The 19,951-nt window shown below is 70.7% G+C and carries 22 protein-coding genes; 18 read left to right on the forward strand and 4 right to left on the reverse strand.

The features are described 5' to 3' along the window. Positions 1–3: 3 nt before the first annotated feature. From VFZ39_RS18345 to VFZ39_RS18430, 18 genes are all read left to right on the forward strand, one after another. A complete protein-coding gene (locus VFZ39_RS18345) occupies positions 4–510 on the forward strand; it encodes an SRPBCC family protein (RefSeq protein ID WP_330867242.1) in 507 nt (168 codons plus the stop codon). Continuing rightward, positions 510–1,130, forward strand: a complete 621-nt coding sequence (locus VFZ39_RS18350) for a dihydrofolate reductase family protein (protein ID WP_330867243.1) — start codon at positions 510–512, stop codon at positions 1,128–1,130. Before VFZ39_RS18345 ends, VFZ39_RS18350 begins: the two co-directional genes overlap by 1 nt. A 49-nt stretch (positions 1,131–1,179) precedes the next feature. Continuing rightward, positions 1,180–2,502, forward strand: a complete 1,323-nt coding sequence (locus tag VFZ39_RS18355) for an HNH endonuclease (RefSeq protein ID WP_330867244.1) — start codon at positions 1,180–1,182, stop codon at positions 2,500–2,502. A 91-nt stretch (positions 2,503–2,593) separates the two neighbouring features. Continuing rightward, positions 2,594–3,343, forward strand: coding sequence for an aminoglycoside phosphotransferase family protein (locus tag VFZ39_RS18360; RefSeq protein WP_330867245.1), 750 nt, complete (start codon positions 2,594–2,596; stop codon positions 3,341–3,343). A 118-nt stretch (positions 3,344–3,461) separates the two neighbouring features. Next, positions 3,462–4,376 carry an ABC transporter ATP-binding protein gene (locus VFZ39_RS18365; protein ID WP_330867282.1) on the forward strand — a complete coding sequence of 305 codons (915 nt, stop codon included), beginning with the start codon at positions 3,462–3,464 and terminating at the stop codon, positions 4,374–4,376. After that, a complete protein-coding gene (locus VFZ39_RS18370) occupies positions 4,376–5,170 on the forward strand; it encodes an ABC transporter permease (RefSeq protein ID WP_330867246.1) in 795 nt (264 codons plus the stop codon). The genes VFZ39_RS18365 and VFZ39_RS18370 overlap by 1 nt, the downstream gene beginning before the upstream one ends. After that, positions 5,170–5,985, forward strand: coding sequence for an ABC transporter permease (locus VFZ39_RS18375; RefSeq protein WP_330867247.1), 816 nt, complete (start codon positions 5,170–5,172; stop codon positions 5,983–5,985). The genes VFZ39_RS18370 and VFZ39_RS18375 overlap by 1 nt, the downstream gene beginning before the upstream one ends. 30 nt (positions 5,986–6,015) lie before the next feature. Further along, positions 6,016–7,173, forward strand: a complete 1,158-nt coding sequence (locus VFZ39_RS18380) for a class I SAM-dependent methyltransferase (protein ID WP_330867248.1) — start codon at positions 6,016–6,018, stop codon at positions 7,171–7,173. Further along, positions 7,170–7,364 (forward strand): DUF3046 domain-containing protein, encoded by a 195-nt coding sequence (locus VFZ39_RS18385; protein ID WP_330867249.1) that lies wholly within the window; start codon positions 7,170–7,172, stop codon positions 7,362–7,364. Before VFZ39_RS18380 ends, VFZ39_RS18385 begins: the two co-directional genes overlap by 4 nt. Continuing rightward, entirely contained in the window at positions 7,361–8,632 is a 1,272-nt protein-coding gene (locus tag VFZ39_RS18390; RefSeq protein WP_330867250.1) for an MFS transporter, read from the forward strand. Before VFZ39_RS18385 ends, VFZ39_RS18390 begins: the two co-directional genes overlap by 4 nt. Before the next feature lie 223 nt (positions 8,633–8,855). Then, complete coding sequence (gene recA, locus VFZ39_RS18395; protein ID WP_330867251.1) at positions 8,856–9,908, forward strand: recombinase RecA; 1,053 nt, start codon at positions 8,856–8,858, stop codon at positions 9,906–9,908. Next, positions 9,898–10,422, forward strand: coding sequence for a regulatory protein RecX (locus VFZ39_RS18400; protein ID WP_330867252.1), 525 nt, complete (start codon positions 9,898–9,900; stop codon positions 10,420–10,422). Before recA ends, VFZ39_RS18400 begins: the two co-directional genes overlap by 11 nt. A gap of 68 nt (positions 10,423–10,490) precedes the next feature. Then, a complete protein-coding gene (locus VFZ39_RS18405; RefSeq protein WP_330867253.1) occupies positions 10,491–11,354 on the forward strand; it encodes an alpha/beta fold hydrolase in 864 nt (287 codons plus the stop codon). Positions 11,355–11,401: 47 nt separating this feature from the next. Continuing rightward, a complete protein-coding gene (locus VFZ39_RS18410) occupies positions 11,402–12,106 on the forward strand; it encodes a GNAT family N-acetyltransferase (RefSeq protein ID WP_330867254.1) in 705 nt (234 codons plus the stop codon). A 6-nt stretch (positions 12,107–12,112) separates the two neighbouring features. After that, the gene (locus VFZ39_RS18415) at positions 12,113–12,871 is read left to right on the forward strand and encodes an MBL fold metallo-hydrolase (protein ID WP_330867255.1); all 759 of its coding nucleotides are present in this window, start codon (positions 12,113–12,115) and stop codon (positions 12,869–12,871) included. Positions 12,872–12,878: 7 nt separating this feature from the next. Then, complete coding sequence (locus VFZ39_RS18420) at positions 12,879–13,715, forward strand: PPK2 family polyphosphate kinase (RefSeq protein ID WP_330867256.1); 837 nt, start codon at positions 12,879–12,881, stop codon at positions 13,713–13,715. After that, on the forward strand, positions 13,715–14,482 hold the full coding sequence (locus tag VFZ39_RS18425) for a HipA family kinase (protein WP_330867283.1): 768 nt from the start codon (positions 13,715–13,717) through the stop codon (positions 14,480–14,482). Before VFZ39_RS18420 ends, VFZ39_RS18425 begins: the two co-directional genes overlap by 1 nt. Next, on the forward strand, positions 14,479–14,859 hold the full coding sequence (locus tag VFZ39_RS18430) for a DUF3037 domain-containing protein (protein WP_330867257.1): 381 nt from the start codon (positions 14,479–14,481) through the stop codon (positions 14,857–14,859). Before VFZ39_RS18425 ends, VFZ39_RS18430 begins: the two co-directional genes overlap by 4 nt. Positions 14,860–14,877: 18 nt before the next feature. On the opposite strand, the gene VFZ39_RS18435 is transcribed toward VFZ39_RS18430, so the two are convergent. The 4 genes from VFZ39_RS18435 to VFZ39_RS18450 form a co-directional block, all read right to left on the reverse strand. After that, positions 14,878–15,621, reverse strand: coding sequence for a sirohydrochlorin chelatase (locus VFZ39_RS18435; protein ID WP_330867258.1), 744 nt, complete (start codon positions 15,619–15,621; stop codon positions 14,878–14,880). Positions 15,622–15,650: 29 nt separating this feature from the next. Beyond that, a complete protein-coding gene (locus VFZ39_RS18440; protein ID WP_330867259.1) occupies positions 15,651–16,394 on the reverse strand; it encodes a phosphoadenylyl-sulfate reductase in 744 nt (247 codons plus the stop codon). Between the two features lie 163 nt (positions 16,395–16,557). Continuing rightward, the gene (locus VFZ39_RS18445) at positions 16,558–18,279 is read right to left on the reverse strand and encodes a nitrite/sulfite reductase (RefSeq protein WP_330867260.1); all 1,722 of its coding nucleotides are present in this window, start codon (positions 18,277–18,279) and stop codon (positions 16,558–16,560) included. A gap of 281 nt (positions 18,280–18,560) precedes the next feature. Then, the gene (locus tag VFZ39_RS18450; RefSeq protein WP_330867261.1) at positions 18,561–19,949 is read right to left on the reverse strand and encodes a hypothetical protein; all 1,389 of its coding nucleotides are present in this window, start codon (positions 19,947–19,949) and stop codon (positions 18,561–18,563) included. Positions 19,950–19,951 lie beyond the last annotated feature (2 nt).

Below are 19,951 nucleotides of genomic sequence, written 5' to 3' on the forward strand. Positions count from 1 at the left end.
CTGATGAGCGCGACGGGACGAGGAGCACCGGCGCGGTCCGCGACCGCCGACCGCGAGATCGTCATCTCACGGGTGATCGACGCGCCACGGGAGCTGGTGTTCGATGCGTTCACCGAGGTCCGGCACCTGTCGCGGTGGTGGGGACCGGACGGGTTCACCACCAGCACGCGAGCGTTCGAGTTCCGCGTCGGCGGGGAGTGGGACTTCGTCATGCACGGACCAGACGGCACGGACTACGCCGAGTGGATCTCGTGGACCGAAATCGTCCGGCCGGAGCGCATCGCGATGCTCCACGGCGAGTCTCGCGGCGACCCGAACGCGTTCGAGTCCGTCGTGACCTTCGAACCCGACGGTGCGACGACCCGGATCGAGATGCGCACGGTGTTCCCTACCAAGGAGCTGCGCAACGAGGCGATCGAGAAGTACCACGCCATCGAGGGTGGCCAGCAGACCCTGAGCAGCCTGGCTTCGTACGCCGCCGAGCTCCTTGGGCGCGGAGCGGAGGGCTGATGCCCGGGAAGGTGTTCTTCAGCGTGTCGATGTCGCTGGACGGGTTCATCGCGCCCGAGTCCCTCGCGGACTTGATGGGTCCGCAGTGGATGGAGCTGCAGGCATGGGTCTTCCCGCTGCGGTTCTTCCGGGAGAACCTGAAGCTCGGCGAGGGCGGCGACGAGGGCCGCGACAACGAGATCGTGCGGGAGACGTTCGACCGCAGCGGCGCGAGCATCATGGGCAAGCGCATGTTCGACGCGGGCGCGCGGGCGTGGCCCGAGGAGGCGCCGTTCCACACGCCCGTCTTCGTCGTGACGCACGAGAGGCGTGAACCCTGGGAGCGGCCGGGCGGGACCGCCTTCCACTTCGTCAACGACGGCATCGAAGTCGCGCTCGACCAGGCCCGCGACGCCGCCGGCGACCGCGACGTACGCATTGCGGGCGGCGGCGCGACGATCCTGGAGTACCTGAACGCCGGCCTGGTCGACGAGTTCTCGATCGCGCTGTCGCCCGTGCTCTTCGGCTCCGGGATCCGCCTGTTCGAGGGCGTGGACGCGGACCGAGTAGCCCTGGAGCAGGTTCGCGCGGAGCCGTCCCCGAGGGTGACGCACCTGACCTACGCCGTCCGGGAGCGCTAGTCGGCGACGGTCCGGGTGGCTGTCGGTGGATTCCCCTACAATCGAACTTGTGTTCGAACTCGACCAAGTGCCCGACCGCCAGGCAGCGCCGGCGGTGGCCCCGACGCCCGCGGAGGTGCTGGCGTTCGCGGGCTCGCTGGCTGCTGGGGTGGAGCAGCTGGACGATCGTGCGCGGATCGACCTGCTCCGGGCCCTTGAGGTCCTGAAGTGCGCGGCCGAGGGCACCCAGGTCGTCGTCACGGCTGACTTCGACGTCAGCCGGCGCGCTTCCGCGGCCGCCCGCGGGGTCCCCGAGCAGAGGCAGGGCAGGGGCATCGCCCACCAGGTGGCGTTGGCTCGCCGGGTATCACCGCACCGGGGGCAGCGGCTCACCGGTCTCGCAAAGATCCTGGTCCGTGAGATGCCGTGCACGCTCGCAGCGTTGCGTGCCGGACGTATCACCGAGTGGAAGGCGACGCTGCTGGCCCGGGAGACCGCGTGCCTGTCGTTGGCGGACCGACGCAGCATCGACAGGCAGCTGGCCGGTGACCTCGACAAGATCGAGAAGATGGGCGACCGCGAGCTCGGCGACCGGGCGCGCAAGCTGGCCGCAGAGCTCGATCCCGCCTCGGTCGTCGCGCGCAAGCGCAAGGCCGAGGCCGACCGGGGCGTCACCATCCGCCCGGCGCCCGACACCATGACCTGGCTGACCGGCCGCCTGCCCGTGAAGCAGGGGGTCGCCGTGTACGCCGCGCTGCGCGCTGAGGCCGACCGTCTGATCGGAGCCGGTGACGGGCGCAGTCGCGGCCAGATCATGGCCGACACGCTCGTGGAGAGAGTGCTCGGTACGCCGGCGGTGGCCGTCCCGGTCACCGTCAGTGTCGTGATCAGCGGCGACAGTCTGGTGGGTGGCAGCGAGTCAGCCGCCGACATCCCGGGCTACGGCCCGATCCCCGCCAAGGTCGTCCGGGAGTGGATCCGCGACGGCTTGGCGGCCGACGCCGAGGTCGAGCTCCGTCGGCTCTTCGCCGACCCGTCGACCGGCCAGCTGGTGGCCATGGAGTCGGCCGCACGATTCTTCCCCCCGCCGCTCGCCGAGCTGATCGCGCTGCGCGACCAGCGTTGCCGGACCCCTTGGTGTGATGCACCGGTTCGACATGCCGACCACGCCACGGCACATGACGACGGAGGCGTGACGAGCTTCGTCAACGGGCAGGGCCTGTGCGAGTCGTGCCACTACGCGAAGGAAGCGTTCGGGTGGACCGCCAGACCGCGGCCCGGACCCGCTCACGTGGTGGAGACGACGACACCGACGGGCCACATCTATCGGTCCCGCGCCCCCTCGGTCATCGAACCGAGAACCGCCAGGATGGACCTCGCCTGGGCCGCCTGACTGTCGAGCGACGCAGTGTTGGCCGGCCGTGGCGCTCGGAGGACGGCGTGGAGCCGCGACAGGCGGACGACGCTCACGACATCATGGCCCGGTGGCGAAGTGGCGACTGGTCGGCGGGGGCGTCACGATCGTCGACGACCTGGTGCTGCGTCCTGTCCGCCCGTGGACCGGCGCGGTCCACGCACTCCTGACCCACCTGCGGGACTCCGGGCTGGACTGCGTGCCTGAACCGGTCGGGGTCCGGCACGACGTCGAAGCCGTGACGTTCATCCCCGGTGACGCCGGGGGCGACGCCTTCCGACACCAGCTGACGATCGAAGGACTCGAGTCCGCCGCGAGGTTGCTGCGCAAGGTCCACGATGCGACCGCCGGGTTCGAGCCCCCGGATCGAGTCGAGTGGGCGCACTCGCCGGTACGCGGCGCGACGACGGTGTGTCATGGCGATCCTGCCCCCTGGAACTTCGTGTGGCGCGACGGCGAGGCCGTGGGCCTGATCGACTGGGACCATGCCTACCCGGCCGCCCCGATCGACGACGTGGCCTACGCACTGGACACCTTCACTCCGTTCCGGCCGGACGACGTGACCGTCCGCGACCACCGTTTCCCGCAGCCGCCGGAGCGTGCCGCCCGGGTGCGGGCCTTCGCCACGGCGTACGGACTCGGGGGGACGGCCGGCATCGTCGACCGCGTCATCGAGCGCCAGCAGCAGACCGTGGCCCGGGTGCTGTCGCTGGCCGAGCGAGGACTGGATCCGTGGGCGGCCTGGTGTCGCGAGGGGTACCTGGAAGAGCTGCAGGCCAGACCCCGGTGGACCCGTAGCCACCGCCACCTGTTCGAGTGACGTGAGGTTGTCCAGACCCAGTCCTTCCCCTCTACGCCAGCCCGACTCCCCCGACGACCGATAACCGCTGGGGACCTGTGGGGGGTCGTGCCTAGGATCGACCCTCGTGAGCGACGCGATGATCCGGGCTGTCGGCCTGCGCAAGTCCTTCGGCGGCTTCGAGGCGGTCAAGGGCATCGATGTCGAGGTCCACAGGGGCGAGGCGTTCGGCTTCCTCGGCCCGAATGGCGCCGGCAAGTCCTCCACCATGCGGATGGTGGCGGCTGTCTCGCCGGTGACCGCTGGTGAGCTGCAGATCCTCGGCCTCGACCCGGCCACCGACGGTCCCGCGATCCGTGGCCGGCTCGGCGTCTGCCCCCAGGAGGACACGCTCGACAACGAGCTCAACGTCTTCGACAACCTCTACATCTATGGTCGCTACTTCGGCATCGACAAGGCGACGGTCCGGCAGCGCGCCGAGGAGCTCCTCGACTTCGTGCAGCTGACCGAGAAGCGCAAGGCGCGGGTCGAGGACCTCTCGGGCGGCATGAAGCGGAGGCTGACCATCGCCCGCAGCCTGATCAACGACCCCGAGGTGCTGCTCCTCGACGAGCCCACGACCGGGCTCGACCCGCAGGCGCGGCACGTGTTGTGGGACCAGCTGTTCCGTCTCAAGCAGGCGGGCGTGACGCTGGTGATCACCACGCACTACATGGATGAAGCAGAGCAGCTTTGTGACCGGCTCGTCGTCATGGACAAGGGCGTGATCGTCGCGGAGGGCAGCCCGAGGGAGCTGATCGAGCAGTACTCCACCCGCGAGGTGGCCGAGCTGCGGTTCGGCGTCGGTGAGCACGAGGCCCTCGGTGAGAAGCTCGCCGACCTCGGCGACCGGGTGGAGGTGCTGCCCGATCGACTGCTCGTCTACAGCGACGACGGCGAGCAGGTGATCGCCGAGACCCACGAGCGCGGCCTCCAGCCGGTCGCCACCCTCGTGCGCCGGTCGACGCTCGAGGACGTGTTCCTCCGGCTCACCGGCCGGAGCCTGGTGGACTGATGGCGAGCACGCTCAGCCTGCGCGAGGGCACCGCCCGCCAGTACGACTACTGGTGGACGGTCTACAAGCGCACCTGGAAGGCCACCATCGTCAGCAGCTTCCTCAGCCCGGTCTTCTACGTGCTCGCGATGGGGGTGCTCCTCGGCGGCTTCATCGCCGGCGACCCGGACCAGCTCGAGGGTGCCACCAGCTACCTCGCGTTCGTCGTACCCGGTCTGGTCGCGGCGCACGCGATGCAGACCGCGGTCGGCGAGACGACGTACCCCGTCATGGGTGCGATCAAGTGGCACAAGAGCTACTACGCCCAGCTCGCCACCCCGCTCGATCCGGCTCACCTGGTGGCGGGTCACCTGATGTTCGTGTTCTTCCGGCTCGTCTCGACGTGTGCCGTCTTCATGGCAGTGCTGGCGCCGTTCGGGGTGTTCGAGTCCTGGTGGGGGCCGATCCTCGCCTTCGTGTCGCAGGTGCTGGTCGGCATGGTGTTCGCCTCGCTCGTCTTCGGGTGGAGCGCTCGGCTCAAGGACGAGGCAGGATTCGGCGTGCTGTTCCGGCTCGGCATCTTCCCGTTGTTCCTCTTCTCCGGAGCGTTCTTCCCGGTCTCCAACCTCGGCGACGCCGGCGCGTGGGTCGCTCGCCTCACGCCGTTGTGGCACGGCGTGAACCTGTCCCGGATGTTCTGCGTCGACGCCGTCGACTGGCCGGTGGCCGCCATCAACACCGCGGTGCTGGTCGGACTGCTCGTGATCGGCTGGTTCTGGTCGGTGTCCGGGCTGACGAAACGGCTGGTGGTCTGATGAGCACCGTCCTCGAGAGCACTGCGCTCAAGGACCCGGTCACGCCACTCCGCCCGCTCGGTGCGCTGCGGATCCTCGTGCTCCGCAACTACATCACTTACCGTCACGCGTGGAAGCTCTTCCTCACCGGCTTCCTCGAGCCGGTCTTCTACCTGTTCTCGATCGGGATCGGCGTCGGGCAGCTGGTCGAGGGTTTCGAGTTCAACGGCGAGCCGATCTCGTACGCCGCGTTCGTCGCGCCCGGGATGCTCGCGGTGTCCGCGTTCAACGGGGCGCTGATGGACTCCACGTTCAACGTGTTCTTCAAGCTCAAGTACGACAAGCTCTACGACCAGATGCTGGCCACTCCGCTGACGACGGCCGACATCGCGCGGGGCGAGATCACGTGGGGGCAGCTGCGCGGGGCGAGCTACTCGGCGGCGTTCCTGGTCGTGATGTGGGCGATGGGGCTGGTCGGGTCGTGGTGGGCCGTGCTGGCACTGCCGGCAGCGCTGCTGATCGGATTCGCGTTCAGCGCGGTCTGCATGGCGCTGACGACCTGGATGACGAGCTGGCAGGACTTCGACAAGATCACGCTCGCACAGCTGCCGATGTTCCTGTTCTCGGCGACGTTCTTCCCACTGACGGTGTTCCCGGGCTGGCTGCAGTGGGTGGTGGAGGTGACACCGCTCTACCGCGGCGTCGTGCTCTGTCGAGAGCTGACGACCGGCTCGATCACCTGGGCGAGCGGGGTCTCGGTGGTCTACCTCGTCGTGATGAGCCTGATCGGCCTCGCCGTGGTGCGACGTCGGCTCGACACGCTCCTGCTCACCTAGCCCTTCGAGGGGTCTGACAGCATGACGCCCATGATGATCGAGCCCGACACCAAGGACTGGACCTGGGTGCTGGAGCGTCCCTGCCCCGAGTGCGGCTTCGACGCCCCCGGCCTGGACCGTGACCGCATCCCGCAGGCGATCCGCGACAACGCGACCCTGTGGGACGTCGTGCTCGACACCGAGGACGCCGCGGTCCGCCCGTCCGCGCACGTGTGGTCTCCGCTCGAGTACGCCTGCCACGTCCGTGACGTCAACGAGCTGTTCGCCCGCCGGCTCGAGCTGATGCTGACCGAGGACGATCCCGCGTTCGAGAACTGGGACCAGGACGACGCCGCGGTCGTGTCCGACTACGGCAGCGAGCAGCCCGACAAGGTCGCCGCGGAGGTCACCGCGGCCGCCGACGCCGTCGCCAGCGCGTACGAGCGCGTGACGGGGACGCAGTGGGACCGCACCGGTCGCCGCGACGACGGCGCGGTGTTCACCGTCGACTCGTTCGCGCGCTATCACCTCCACGACCTGGTCCACCACGCCCACGACGTCTCCCACATCACCAAGCGGGTGACGGTCGCGTCGTACGAGGCCGCGGTCGAGGCGTACACCGCCGGCCAGCCGCCGATGTCGGCTGACGTGCTCGCGGCCATCGACCAGTTCGTCTCGATGCTCCCGGCCGGAGCTCGGGTTCTCGAGATCGGGAGCGGCTCCGGTCGCGATGCCCTCGCGCTCGAGGAGCGCGGCCTCTCGGTCCGTCGGACCGACATCACCCCGGCGTTCGTCCGGATGCTGCGCGAGGCCGGCCACGAGGCGACCGTCCTCGACCCGCTGACCGACGACCTCACGGACCCCGAGCGCACTGGTTCCCCGGAGTCGGGGCTGTACGACGGGGTCTGGGCGTCGGCGAGCCTGTTGCACGTCCGCCGTGAGGACCTGCCGCAGGTGCTGGCCAACCTGGCCGACGCAACCGTCCCGGGCGGCGCCCTCCACCTGGCGGTGAAGGAGGGCGACGGCGCCCGGTTCTCGGTGCACGGCAACGTCAGCGGACCCCGGCACTTCACGTTCTGGCGTGAGCCGGGTCTGCGAGCCGTGCTCGCCGACGCCGGCTGGGAGGTCCGTTCCCTCACGCGCAACCTCGGCCGGCGCGACGAGACCTGGCTGGACGTGATCGCCGTCCGCGCCACCTCCGGGCCATGAGGCACACCGAGTTCTGGTCGCGGCTGGAGGAGGCGCTCGGCCCCGCCTATGCGCATGCCTGGGCCAAGACCCAGGTGATCGGCACTCTCGGCAGCCGCACACCACAGGAGGCCCTGGACGCCGGAGTCCCGCCGAAGGAGGTCTGGCGCGAGGTGTGGCGGGTGCTCGAGCTCCCGCCCTCGCTGCGGTGAACGCCGCGCCGGCGTACGACGTCGCGGCCGTGCACCGTCGCACGGTCCGCACCCTCGTGGCGGCGCAGGCGCTCGGCGGCATCGGCATCACGATCGGGGTGGCGACCGCGTCCCTGCTGGCCCGGGACGTCAGTGGCTCGGAGAGCCAGGCGGGCCTGGCCCAGACGACCCAGGTCCTCGGTGCGGCGGTCGCCTCCTTCCTGCTCGCCCGGCTGATGTCACGACGTGGCCGACGCGTCGGGCAGGTCACCGGGCTGCTGCTCGGGGCCAGCGGGGCGGCGCTGGCGGTCGTCGCCGGCGTGGTCGGCTCGATGGCGCTGCTCCTCCTCGGCACGGCCATGCTCGGTTGCTCGTCCGCGGCCAACCTCGCCGCGCGGTACGCCGCCACCGACCTGGCGCCGGTCGAGACCCGTGCCAGGGCGCTGGCGTTCGTGGTGTGGGCGACCACCGTCGGCGCCGTGGTGGGGCCCAACCTGACCGGGGTGGCGAGCGCGCTGTCCCGATGGCTCGGGATCCCTGAGCTGACGGGACCGTTCCTGATCGCCGCCATCGGCATGCTCGTCGCTGCGTTCGTGATCGCCGTGTGGCTGCGGCCCGACCCGTTGCTGCTCGCTCGCGACGTGGCCGGGGTCCAGCCGTCGGGTGCCGGTAGCACGTCGTGGCGACGGGCGCGGCAGGCCCTGGCGACCAGCCGCCCCCTGCTCGCGGCCATCGTCGGCCTGGCGAGCGCCCACGCGGTGATGGTCTCGGTCATGATCATGACGCCGTTGCACATGGAGCACGGCGGCGCCGAGCTGTCGGTGATCGGGTTCGTGATCTCCGGGCACGTGATCGGAATGTTCGCCTTCAGCCCGGTCGTCGGATGGTGTGCGGACCGGTGGGGGAGGCCCACCATGATCCTCGCCGGCGCCGCCCTGCAGCTGCTGTCGTTGCTGCTGGCGGGCAGCTCACCTGAGGGGTCGTCGTGGCAGATCACCGCCGGCCTGTTCCTGCTCGGTCTGGGGTGGTCGAGCGCCACCGTCGCTGCGTCAGCCACGGTCGCCGACCTTGCTCCCCTCGAGTCCCGCGCCGACGTGCAGGGGATCGCCGATGCCTCGATGTGGCTGATGGCCGCCGTTGGAGGAGGCCTCTCCGGGTGGATCGTGGCGGCCTGGGGGTACCCGGCCCTCACCGGCTTCTCGGCGGTGCTCGCCGGGGGTGTGGTGCTGGCCGGGGTGGTCGTCGCCGGTCACCAGCGGACGCGCGAGGCGGAACCGACCTACCCCTGAGCCCGGGTGTGACGCTCGAGCGCACCCCAGGGCTCCCGACTCGTCTGCGACACGCCGCCCCAACGCCCCGGATCGAACAGTTGTTCGGGCTAGGTTTGTGTCCACAGGTACGACGCGGACGGAGTTGTCCACAGGTGTCGGTGTCCTCGACGAGGGGATGTCGGTGGCCCGTCCTAGCGTCGCCGACGTACCTGGCCCGTCACGACACGAGAGGAACCGGCACATGGCTGGTGGAGACCGCGAGAAGGCGCTCGACGTAGCGCTCGCGAACATCGAGAAGCAGTTCGGCAAGGGGTCGGTGATGCGGCTCGGTGACGAGACCCGTGCGCCGCTCGAGGTGATCCCGACGGGCTCGATCGCCCTCGACGTCGCGTTGGGCCTCGGTGGTCTGCCGCGCGGCCGGGTGGTGGAGATCTACGGTCCGGAGTCCTCCGGAAAGACGACGGTCGCGCTCCACGCGGTGGCCAACGCCCAGCGGGCTGGCGGCATCGTGGCGTTCATCGACGCCGAGCACGCCCTCGACCCGGACTACGCGAAGGCCCTCGGTGTCGACACCGACGCGCTGCTGGTCAGCCAGCCCGACTCTGGCGAGCAGGCGCTCGAGATCGCCGACATGCTGGTGCGCTCCGGTGCGCTGGACCTGGTCGTCATCGACTCCGTCGCGGCGCTGGTGCCCCGCGCCGAGATCGAGGGCGAGATGGGTGACAGCCACGTCGGACTCCAGGCGCGCCTGATGAGCCAGGCGCTGCGCAAGATGACCGGTGCCCTCAACGGCTCCAACACGACCGCGATCTTCATCAACCAGCTGCGCGAGAAGATCGGAGTCATGTTCGGGTCGCCTGAGACCACCACCGGCGGCCGGGCGCTGAAGTTCTACTCCTCGGTGCGGCTCGACGTGCGCCGGATCGAGACCCTCAAGGACGGCACCGACATGGTCGGCAACCGGACCCGGGTCAAGGTCGTCAAGAACAAGGTGGCTCCGCCGTTCAAGCAGGCCGAGTTCGACATCATGTACGGCAAGGGCATCTCCCGCGAGGGCGGCCTGATCGACGTCGGCGTCGAGGCCGGGCTGGTCCGCAAGGCCGGAGCCTGGTTCACCTACGAGGGCGACCAGCTCGGGCAGGGCAAGGAGAACGCGCGGAACTTCCTGCGCGACAACCCCGACCTCGCCAACGAGCTGGAGAAGCGGATCCTCGAGAAGCTCGGCGTAGGCCCACAGGTCGACACGCCGGCCGACGACCTGTCCGACGAGCCGATCGGGATCAATGACTTCTGAGCCACCGGATCCGCGGGACGTCGACGCGGACCCCGAGTCGGTGGCCCGGACGATCCTCCTCGACCAGCTGGCCGGTCGAGCCCGGTCGCGACGCGAGCTGGCCGACAAGCTGGCTCAGCGCCACGTGCCGGACGAGCTCGCCACCCGCCTGCTCGACCGGTTCGAGGAGGTCGGCCTGGTCGACGACACGGCCTTCGCGCACTCCTGGGTGGAGGGACGCCACGCCGCCCGGGGCCTGGCGCCCCGGGCGCTGGCCCAGGAGCTGCGACGCAAGGGTGTGGCCGACGAGGTGGCGCGCGAGGCTCTCGACCAGCTCGGGTCCGACGAGCTCGAGGAGGCCGCCCGGGTGCTGGTCCGCAAGAAGCTGCGCTCGATGGAGCGGTTCGACGACGCGACCAAGACTCGCCGGCTGGTCGGGATGCTGGCCCGCAAGGGCTACAGCCCTGGCATGGCGCACCGCGTGGTGAAGGATGAGCTTGGCGAGCACGAAGCCCCCTCCGGCCCAGACATCTAGGCGGGGGCCCGATCGGCTACCCCACGTGGGGGGTGACGCCGAATGTCGCCTCTGCTGCGCTGGACGACATGAAGGTGTTCTGCCGTCGCGGGCTGGTCGTGGCGACGACCGTTCTGCTGGTATCCGCGTGTGGGCAGGATCCGGCAGCCGAGGCGCCACCCGAGGAGCCGTCTTCGACTGACAGCGCGTCGGAGTCCTCGTCGGAGTCGCCGTCGGAGTCGCCGTCGGAGTCGCCCTCGCCAGGCGAGTGGCAGGACGGCATGCTCACGCTGTCGTCCGGTGGGGAGGTCTACTACTGGTGCGCCGGGGAGGGGAGTCCCGGCGTGCTGCTGGAGGCGGGCACCGATTCCGGGGGCACGGACGCCTATCCCACGGCATTCACCGACCCGCTGGTCGCGCAGACGACCGTGTGCACCTACGACCGGCCCGGCACCGGTAGCAGCGACCCGCCCCCGCGTGGCCGTCGGACGCTGGACGACCTGTGCGCCGTCCAGGACGAGGTGCTGGCCCAGCTGCCGATGCGCCCACCGTACGTGCTGATCGGGCAGTCCGGCGGAGGCAACCTCGACATCGCATGTGCGGCCCGGCACCCGAAGCGGGTAGCCGGACTGGTGACGATCGACAGCTATCACGACGACCCCGAGGTGCTGCGGGCCGAGGGCTTCGTGTGGCACGACAACGTGGAGCAGGTGGATTACGTCCACTACTCCGAGGAGCTCGACACACTGCGGATGCCGATCGGTGACTTCCCGGTGCTCATCGTCAGCGCGACCGAGGCCGACCCTGGGGGTGAGAAGAACCAGCGCTTCTGGCTGCAGCTTTCCCCGCAGAGCCGGCAGGTGGTGATCGAGGGCCCGCACGACCTGCAGGAGGTCGTCCCGGACCAGGTCGTGTCCGAGGTCCTCGAGGACCTGCGCGCCGTCCTCGGATGACCGGGGAGCCGACCGCGTCGGCGCGGGCCCGCCGCTAGGGTGCGGCCATGGCGGTCCACCTCACCGTCTCCGATCGGGGTCACGAGCTGGGCGGCGTGGTACGTGCGGGTGAGTCCTGGGCAGCCGCGGCGCGGCGTACCTGCGCCAGCCTGCACGCCGACCCCGTGCCGCTGGACCTCTCGGGCGAGGTGAAGCGGTTCGCGATCGACCACGACCGCCGGGTGGCGTTGCGGGCGATGACCCGCGGCGACCTGCCCGACGTCGCCCGGTGGCTCGCCGCCGAGCACGTCCGGCGCTGGTTCGGCTCCCAGGGTGAGCCCACGATGGACTACGTGACCGAGCGCTACGGCCCGCGGATCGACGGGATGTCGCCCACCCGGATGTGGGTGGTCGAGGTCAACGGCCGGTCCGTGGGGTTCTGCCAGGACTACCGGCTGCGCGACCACCCCGAGTTCGCGGCGCTGACACCCGATCCGGAGGCGGTCGGGGTCGATTACGCGATCGGAGAGCCTCACCTCGTCGGCCGCGGCGTCGGGACCGTCATGCTGTGGGCGTGGCTGTTCAGCGCCCGCCGCCGCTACGCCGACGTCACCACCTACTTCGCCGCGCCCGACCACCGGAACGAGAGCAGCCTGCGGATGCTCGACAAGGTGGGCTTCGTGCGCGGCACCTGGTTCGACGAGCCCCAGCGTGACGGGTCCACCGCCACCATGGTCGGGTGCTCGCTCGACGTGCGCCAGGTGGTGGGCTGAGCGGCGATGCGGCTGACGATCCTGGGTGGCGACGGAGGCTGGCCACGACCCGGTGGCGCCTGCAGCGGCTACCTCGTGGAGCACGAGGGGTACTCGGTGCTGCTGGATCCCGGACCGGGGACGTTCCCTCGGCTGACGACGCTGCTGCCGGCGGCCGCACTCGACGCCGTGCTCGTCAGCCACGGGCATCCCGACCACGTGCTCGACCTCAACCCGCTGCTGCGCGCCCGGGCGTTCGCGGACCCGGGGCCGCCGCCGCTGCCGGTGCACGCGCCCGAAGCAGCCCTGGCGCCGGTGCTGGCCCTCGACCGTGCGGGCGTGCTCGACCAGGCTGTGTACGTGCGCGAGCTCCTCCCGGGCAGGGAGGTGACGCTCGGGCCGGTCACCGTCCGAGCGGCCGAGCTGCCACACACCTGGCTGAACCTGGGTCTGCGGATCTCCGCCGCCGGTGCGACCCTCGTCTACACCGGTGACAGCGGCCCGAGCCCGGCCCTGCACGAGCTCGCGCGCAACGCCGACGTCCTGCTCGCCGAGGCCAGCCACGTCGACGAGGTGCCGCCGGCGATGGCCGGACTGCTCTCGACCGCCGGCCAGCGTGGCGACGACGCCCGCGAGGCCGGGGTCGGGAGGTTGGTGCTGACCCACCTGCTCCCCGGCGAGGATGCGTCGGAGGCACGCGACCGGGCGGCCGCACGGTTCGCCGGGCCGGTCGACGTGGCCCGGCCGGGACTGGTGGTCGAGGTCGGGGCCGGTCGTCCGCAATGATGCATCCATGACATCGCTGCGTCCCGCGCCAGGTCCGGTCGACCTGAGCTCGATCGAGACCGACGCCGCTCCCGGCTTCGCTGGGAAGAAGGCGGAGGGCCAGGCCGCGCTGGCTGCGCTCGGCCCCGAGCTGGCCGACCAGCAGGAACGGCTCTTCGCCAACCGCACCACCGGTAGCGGTAGCCGGGTGTTGCTGGTGCTGCAGGGCATGGACACTTCCGGCAAGGGCGGCGTGCTGCGTCACGCCGTGGGCCTGATCGACCCGCAAGGCGTGCGGATCACGAGCTTCAAGGCGCCAACCGACGAGGAGAAGCAGCACCACTTCCTCTGGCGGATCGAGCGCGCCCTGCCGGAACCCGGCTACGTGGGTGTCTTCGACCGTTCGCACTACGAGGACGTGCTCATCCATCGGGTCCGCGGCTGGGCGGACGCCGACACCCTCGAGCAGCGGTACGCCGAGATCAACAACTTCGAGTTGCGGCTCGTCGAGGACGGCTGCGTCGTCCTCAAGTGCATGCTCCACATCAGCGCCGACGAGCAGAAAGCCCGGTTGCAGGAGCGGCTCGACAACCCGGAGAAGCACTGGAAGTACAACCCCGGCGACCTCGACGAGCGAGCGCTGTGGCCGGCGTACCGCGAGGCCTACGAGATCGCCATCGAGCGCACGAACACCGAGACGGCCCCCTGGCACGTCGTCCCGGCGGACAAGAAGTGGTTCCGCAACCTCGCCATCGCGACCCTGTTGCTCGATGCGCTGCGCGGCCTGGAACTGCAGTGGCCGAAGGCCGACTTCGACGTGGCGACCGAGAAGCGCCGGCTGCAGGAGGAGGACCCGGTCCGGTGATGGACACCGTCCGGGTCACCCGCTACGTCACGCCGCTGCGCGAGGGTGGCTCGCTTCCCGGGATCGTCGAGGCCGACGACCTCGGCACCTACGTCTGCAAGTTCCGCGGTGCCGGGCAGGGCGTGCGGGTGCTCGCGGCGGAAGTGATCGCCGCGGGCGTCGCCCGGCTGGTCGGCGTCCCGACCCCACGGCTGGTCGCCCTCGACCTCGATCCTGAGATCGCCCGCTACGAGGCCGACGAGGAGGTCCAGGACCTGATCACGGCCAGCCCCGGCCTCAACCTGGGCATCGACTTCCTCCCCGGGGCCTTCGGGTACGACGGCACCATCCCGGGCGACGACGACTCGGCCGGTGCCCGGGTGCTGTGGCTCGACGCGTTCCTCGCGAACGTCGACCGGACCTGGCGGAACCCGAACCTGCTGGTGTGGCACCAGGAGCTGTGGGCCATCGACCACGGCGCCGCGCTCTACTTCCACCACGGCTGGGCCGGCGGCCTCACCGACCCGGCCCGGTTCGCCGCGCAGCCGTGGGATGCGACCGGCCACGTCATGGGTCGTCACGCCGCCGGCCTCGCGGACGTCGACGCCGACGTCACCTCACGGCTCGACCGGGCCGCGCTGGAGACTGTCGTCGGCGACGTGCCGGACGACTGGCTGCCGGGCATCCCGGGTGCCGAGCGGCCTGATCGGCTGCGGGCGGCGTACGTCGACTTCCTGCTGGCCCGGCTCGGGACCCGGCAGTGGCTGCCCGCGGCGGAGGCGGCATGAGCGGACATCCGTACCAGTACGTCGTGCTGCGCTGCGTGCCGCGCGCCGACCGGGAGGAGTTCCTCAACGTGGGCGTCGTCCTCTACTGCGAGGAGGCGACGTTCCTGGCCGCCGCGTGGCGCGTCGACGAGGACCGGCTCCGGGTGCTGGACCCGCGGATCGACCTCGCCCAGGTCTGCGAGGCGCTCGACTTCGTCGACGGGGTGTGCGCGGGCGACGAGCGGGCGGGGGCGGCGGGCGAGCAGCCGCTCGGGACCCGGTTCGGGTTCCTCAAGGCGCCACGCAGCACGGTCCTCCAGCCGGGCCCGGTCCACGGCGGGCTCACCACGGACCCGCCCCGCCAGCTGGAGCACCTGCTCGAGCGGCTGGTGGGGTAGGCGTCCAGAACCGGTGGCTCAGACGGGAACCAGCTTGACCGCGCCCACTGCGTACCGCGCCAGCACCACCCGGGCCAGTTCCGGGTGCGCACCCAGCGGATCGGACACGGCGACCGCGCCGGCCTCGAGGGCCAGCTCCTTGGCCCGGTCGGGCAGCAGCCCCGGGGCGAGGAAGAGGGAGGCGACCGCGATGTGCCGACGGCCCTCGCTGCGGAACGCCCGCACGGCCTCGCCGGTCGTCGGCGGCGTGGCCGATGCGAACGCGGCCGTCACCGGCAGCTTGTGCCGCACGCCCCACAGCCGGGCGAGCCGGGCGACCGCCTGGTTGGCGACCGGGTCCGACGAGCCCGCGCCGGCCAGCACCAGCGCGTCGAGCTCACGGACCCGGGACGCCCTGAGCGCCTCGCGCATCCGGATGTCGAGGATCTCGAGGAACTGCGCCTCGAGGCCGAGGATCGCCGACGTCGTGATCTTGACGTCAGGGTGACGCTCAGCGGCGTCCTTGACCGCCTGGGGGACGTCGACCTTGGCGTGGAACGCCTCGGTGAGCAGGAGGGGGACGACCACGATCTCCTCGTGTCCCTTGCGCACGAGCCGGTCGACGACCGTGTGGAACGACGGCTTGGACAGGTCGAGGAACGCGCGCTCGATCGCGAGGTCGGGGCGGATCGCCTTCACCTCGTCGACCAGCGCCTTGATCGTCGCTGCGGACCGTGGATCACGACTTCCGTGAGCCAGGGCAACCAGTGCCGGAGCAGCCATGGGGTTCTTCCTTCTCTCTCACCGAGATCTCAGTGGATCCCGCACTCGGTCTTCGTCGTGCCTGCCCAGCGCCCGCTGCGCGGGTCGTCTCCGGGAGCCACCCTGCGGGTGCAGGGCCAGCACCCGATGGACGGGTAGCCGTCGTAGACGAGCGGATTGACGAGGACACCGTTGTCCGCGATGTACCGCTCCACCTGGTCGTCGCTCCAGCGAGCCAGGGGAGACACCTTCACCTTTCCCTTGCGGGCGTCCCAGCCGATCACCGGCGCGATCACCCGGTTGTGGGTCTCGGCCCGGCGCAGCCCGGTGGCCCACGCGTCGTACGACGCCAGCGCGTCCGTCAGCGGCGCCACCTTCCGCAGCGCGCAGCACCGGTCGGGATCGGTCTTGTAGAGGTCCGTGCCGTGCTCGGCGTCCTGCTCGGCGACGCTCTGCTCGGGCTCGATCGTGAGCAGGGTGACCGGCAGTGTCGCCTCGACGGCGTCACGCGTGCCGATCGTCTCCGCGAAGTGGTAGCCGGTGTCGAGGAACACCACGTCGATCCCGGGTGCGACCGTGGACGCGAGGTGCGCCAGGACCGCGTCCGCCATCGACGACGTCACGCAGAACCGGTCGCCGAACGTCGCCACCGCCCACTCGATGATGTGCTCGGCCGGTGCCAGCTCGAGCTCGGCCCCGGCGTGCGACACCAGCTCGCGCAGCTCCTCGGGAGAGCGGCCGGCGGTGTGGGTGCCGCGGAACTCGCGGGCCTTACGGGTGATCGCGGTGGTCATGTCCGCGCACCTCCCGGGCGCACCAGCCCGAGCATGCTGAGCCTGAACGCGCGCAGGCATGCCCGGCACTCCCATGCGCCGTGTCCGGGTCCGTCCTCGGTCTCGTGGGGGTAGAGGTCGGTATCGCCGCAGTAGGGGCAGTGGAAGGGGACTGCGCGCTCGCTCATGACACGGCCTCCAGCAGGCGGTCTCCGCGCAGGAGTGCCTCGTCGGCGCGCTGCACCCAGTCGGCGAAGGACTCGCCGTCGCCGCGGTCCTCGAGGTAGCTGGTCACGACGGCGGTGATGTAGTCGTCGAGTCCCGCGCTGGTGACCTTGTGCGCGCGGAGCTTGCGGCCGAAGTTGGCCCCGAGGCCGGTCGCGCCCCCGAGGTGGACCTGGAAACCCTCGACCTGCTCGCCCTCCGCGTTGAGCACCAGCTGGCCCTTGAGGCCGATGTCGGCGACCTGGGTCCGGGCGCAGGCGTTGGGGCAGCCGTTGACGTTGACGGTGATCGGGGTGTCGAGGTCGGGGAACCGGCGCTCGAGCTCGGTGACCAGGTCACGCGCGCGGTTCTTGGTGTCGACGATCGCCAGCTTGCAGAACTCGATGCCGGTGCAGGCCATCGTGTTGCGACGCCATGCCGAGGGACGACCGGACAGGCCGATCTGGTCGAGCCGGTCGAGCAGTCCGTCGAGGACGGCGGGGTCGACTCCGATCAGCACGATCTTCTGGTACGGCGTGAAGCGGGCCCCGGAGACGCCGAACTCCTCCAACGCGTCGGCCAGGGAGACCAACAGGGTGCCGGACACCCGACCGGCGACCGGTGCGACGCCGACGTACTTGAGGCCGTCGTGCTGGTCGTGCACCCCGATGTGGTCGCGGTGCCCGACCGGGGACGCGGGCGACTCGCACCGCAGCAGCGGCCGGTCGAGGTACTCCTGCTCGAGCACCTCGCGGAACTTGTCCACGCCCCAGTCGGCGACCAGGAACTTGAGTCGTGCGCGCGATCGGAGCCGGCGGTACCCGTAGTCGCGGAAGATCGAGGCGACGCCCTCCCAGACGTCGGGCACCTCGTCGAGCGGGATCCACACGCCGAGCTTCTGGGCGAGCATCGGATTCGTGGACAGCCCACCGCCGACCCACACGTCGAAACCCGGACCGAACTCGGGGTGGACGCTGCCGACGAACGCGACGTCGTTCACCTCCGGTGCGACGTCGTGGCTCGGGTGGCCGGTCAGGGCCGTCTTGAACTTCCGCGGCAGGTTCGAGTACGCCGGGTTGCCGAGTGCCCGACGCTTGATCTCGGCCAGTGCCGAGCTGCCGTCGATGATCTCGTCCGCCGCGATACCGGCGACCGGGGAGCCGAGGAACGGGCGGGGTGAGTCACCGCACGCCTCGAGTGTCGTGAGTCCCACGGACTCGAGTCGCCGCCAGATCTCGGGCACGTCCTCGATCCGGATCCAGTGGAACTGCAGGTTCTCGCGGTCGGTGACGTCCGCGGTGTCTCGCGCGAACTCCTGCCCGATCGTGCCCAGCGTCCGGACGGCCGCCGGGGAGAGCAGCTGACCATCGGAGCGGACCCGCATCATGAAGAACTCGTCGTCGAGCTCGTCCTCCTCGAGCATCGCGGTCTTACCGCCGTCGAACCCGGGCGCGCGTTGTGTGTACAGGCCGAGCCAGCGGAAGCGGCCGCGCAGGTCGGCGGGATCGATCGAGGCGAATCCGCGCTTGGAGTAGATGTGCTCGATCCGTGACCGCACGTTGAGTGGGTCGTCGTCCTTCTTGGACTGCTCGTTCTTGTTGAGCGGCTCGGCGTAGCCGAGCGCCCACTGGCCCTCCCCACGCCTGGGGCGCGGGATCTCGGTGCGAGAAGCGGGCTTCGCGGTGTAGCGAAGATCGGACATGGTGGTGGTCCTTCGGCTGAGGCGCGCGTCGTCGGGCGCGGAAAGAGGGAGCGGACGGCGTGATCAGCGAGGCCAACACATCATGCTGCGCGTGCGCCCGAAGTCCACGTGGCGTCGAACCACGAGGTGCGCGTGCGTCGCAGCGATGTTCATCTCAAGAAGTCTCAGGGGATGGACGCGTGTTCCACAAACTGGAATCTCGTGATGTGAGACGTCAGTTCAGATGATGAGACAGCGGCCAGCCGTCCCCCCAGGCGGCTGGCCGCTGTCGTGCGGTCACGTCACATCGGTGTGCCGGCGTGTGACGCCTCGACGGCGTCGACTCGACTGCCGGAGTGACGAACCCCGTTGACCGCACGTTCGGGAACCCGTGACCGGGAGCCACGCCAGACGCGCAGCGCCAGTGACGGGCGGACCAGGTCCTGGGGGCGGTCCACCAGGTGGTTGACCCGGAGGAAGGCCCTGGCCAGTACCGGGTCGTGTGCCGCGGTGCCGATCAGGCGCGCGAGGTACTGCTGCAGCAGCCGGTCGCGCTTCCGGCTGGACGCATTCGCCGGGCCCACCGCGATCGTCCACGGCGTCTCGATGGTGGTGGCAGCGGCGGCGTGGAACCGGCGTGCAAGACCGAGGACCCCCTCCGCGAGGCACCGGTCCAGTGCCTCGGCCTCCAGCGCCGCGACCGACATCCCCTGGGCATAGACCGGGTCGAAGGCGCACAACGCATCGCCGGTGACAACGAGTCCACGAGGGAACCGGGTGAGGTGCTCGTAGCGGCGTCGTCGGTTCGCGGGGAACCGGAACCGGGCGCCGCCGTCGATCGGGACCACCCGCTCCATCTGTTCTGCGAGCGCCGGGGTCACCAGGCTGCGCGCCCAAGCGCGGAACTCCTCGAGCTCCAGCGGTGGCCGCTCACCGTCTCGGCCCATGAGGGACACCGTCCAGATGTCGTCCTCCTGAGCGAGCATGACACCGCCCCTAGGCAGTGCCGGTGACGCGGGCGCCGTCAGCACGATCGGATCGCCGGGCCGGCGTGCCCCACGGAACGTCCGGGTGGCGTAGTGCTTGTCCGCCCGGCGTACCTCCTCGGGCGGCGCGTCGTAGCCGCGCCGCTCCAGCCACTCCGGCGTCCGCGACGTCCGACCGGAGGCGTCCACCACGAGCTCGGCTGGGAGCAGGTGTGGCGACTCCTCGTCGCAGTCGGTCACGATCAGCCCCACGATCCGGCGCTCGTCTGCGGAGAACGCGAGGTCGAGGACGGACGTGCGAGCCTGCACCGTCACCGGGAAGTCGCGCAGCAGCCGGCGACGCAGGTACCACTCCAGGAGCGGTCGGCTGACTCCGAGGGCGGGCAGGTCCCCGTTCCCGGTGGCGAGCGGGCGCGGACCGAAGTGGTAGCGACCGTCCGCCTGGGCATCACCCAGCTGGGCCCCCCGGGCCACCAGGTCGTCCGTGGCTCCGGGGAACATGCGCTCGACGACGCGGAGTCCTGATGAGAGCAGTCCGTGGACGTGGCGTCCCTGAGGGACACCGCCCCGGAAGACCGGCCGGGACGGCATCTCGTCTCGATCCACGAGTGTCACGCGGTCGTAGTGCTCGGCGAGCACGCGCGCGGCGAGCACGCCCGCGATGCTGGCGCCGATGACCACGGCGTGCCGATCCCGGCCGGTCATCG

Source organism: Nocardioides sp., from assembly GCF_036374615.1.
Lineage (GTDB): Bacteria > Actinomycetota > Actinomycetes > Propionibacteriales > Nocardioidaceae > Nocardioides.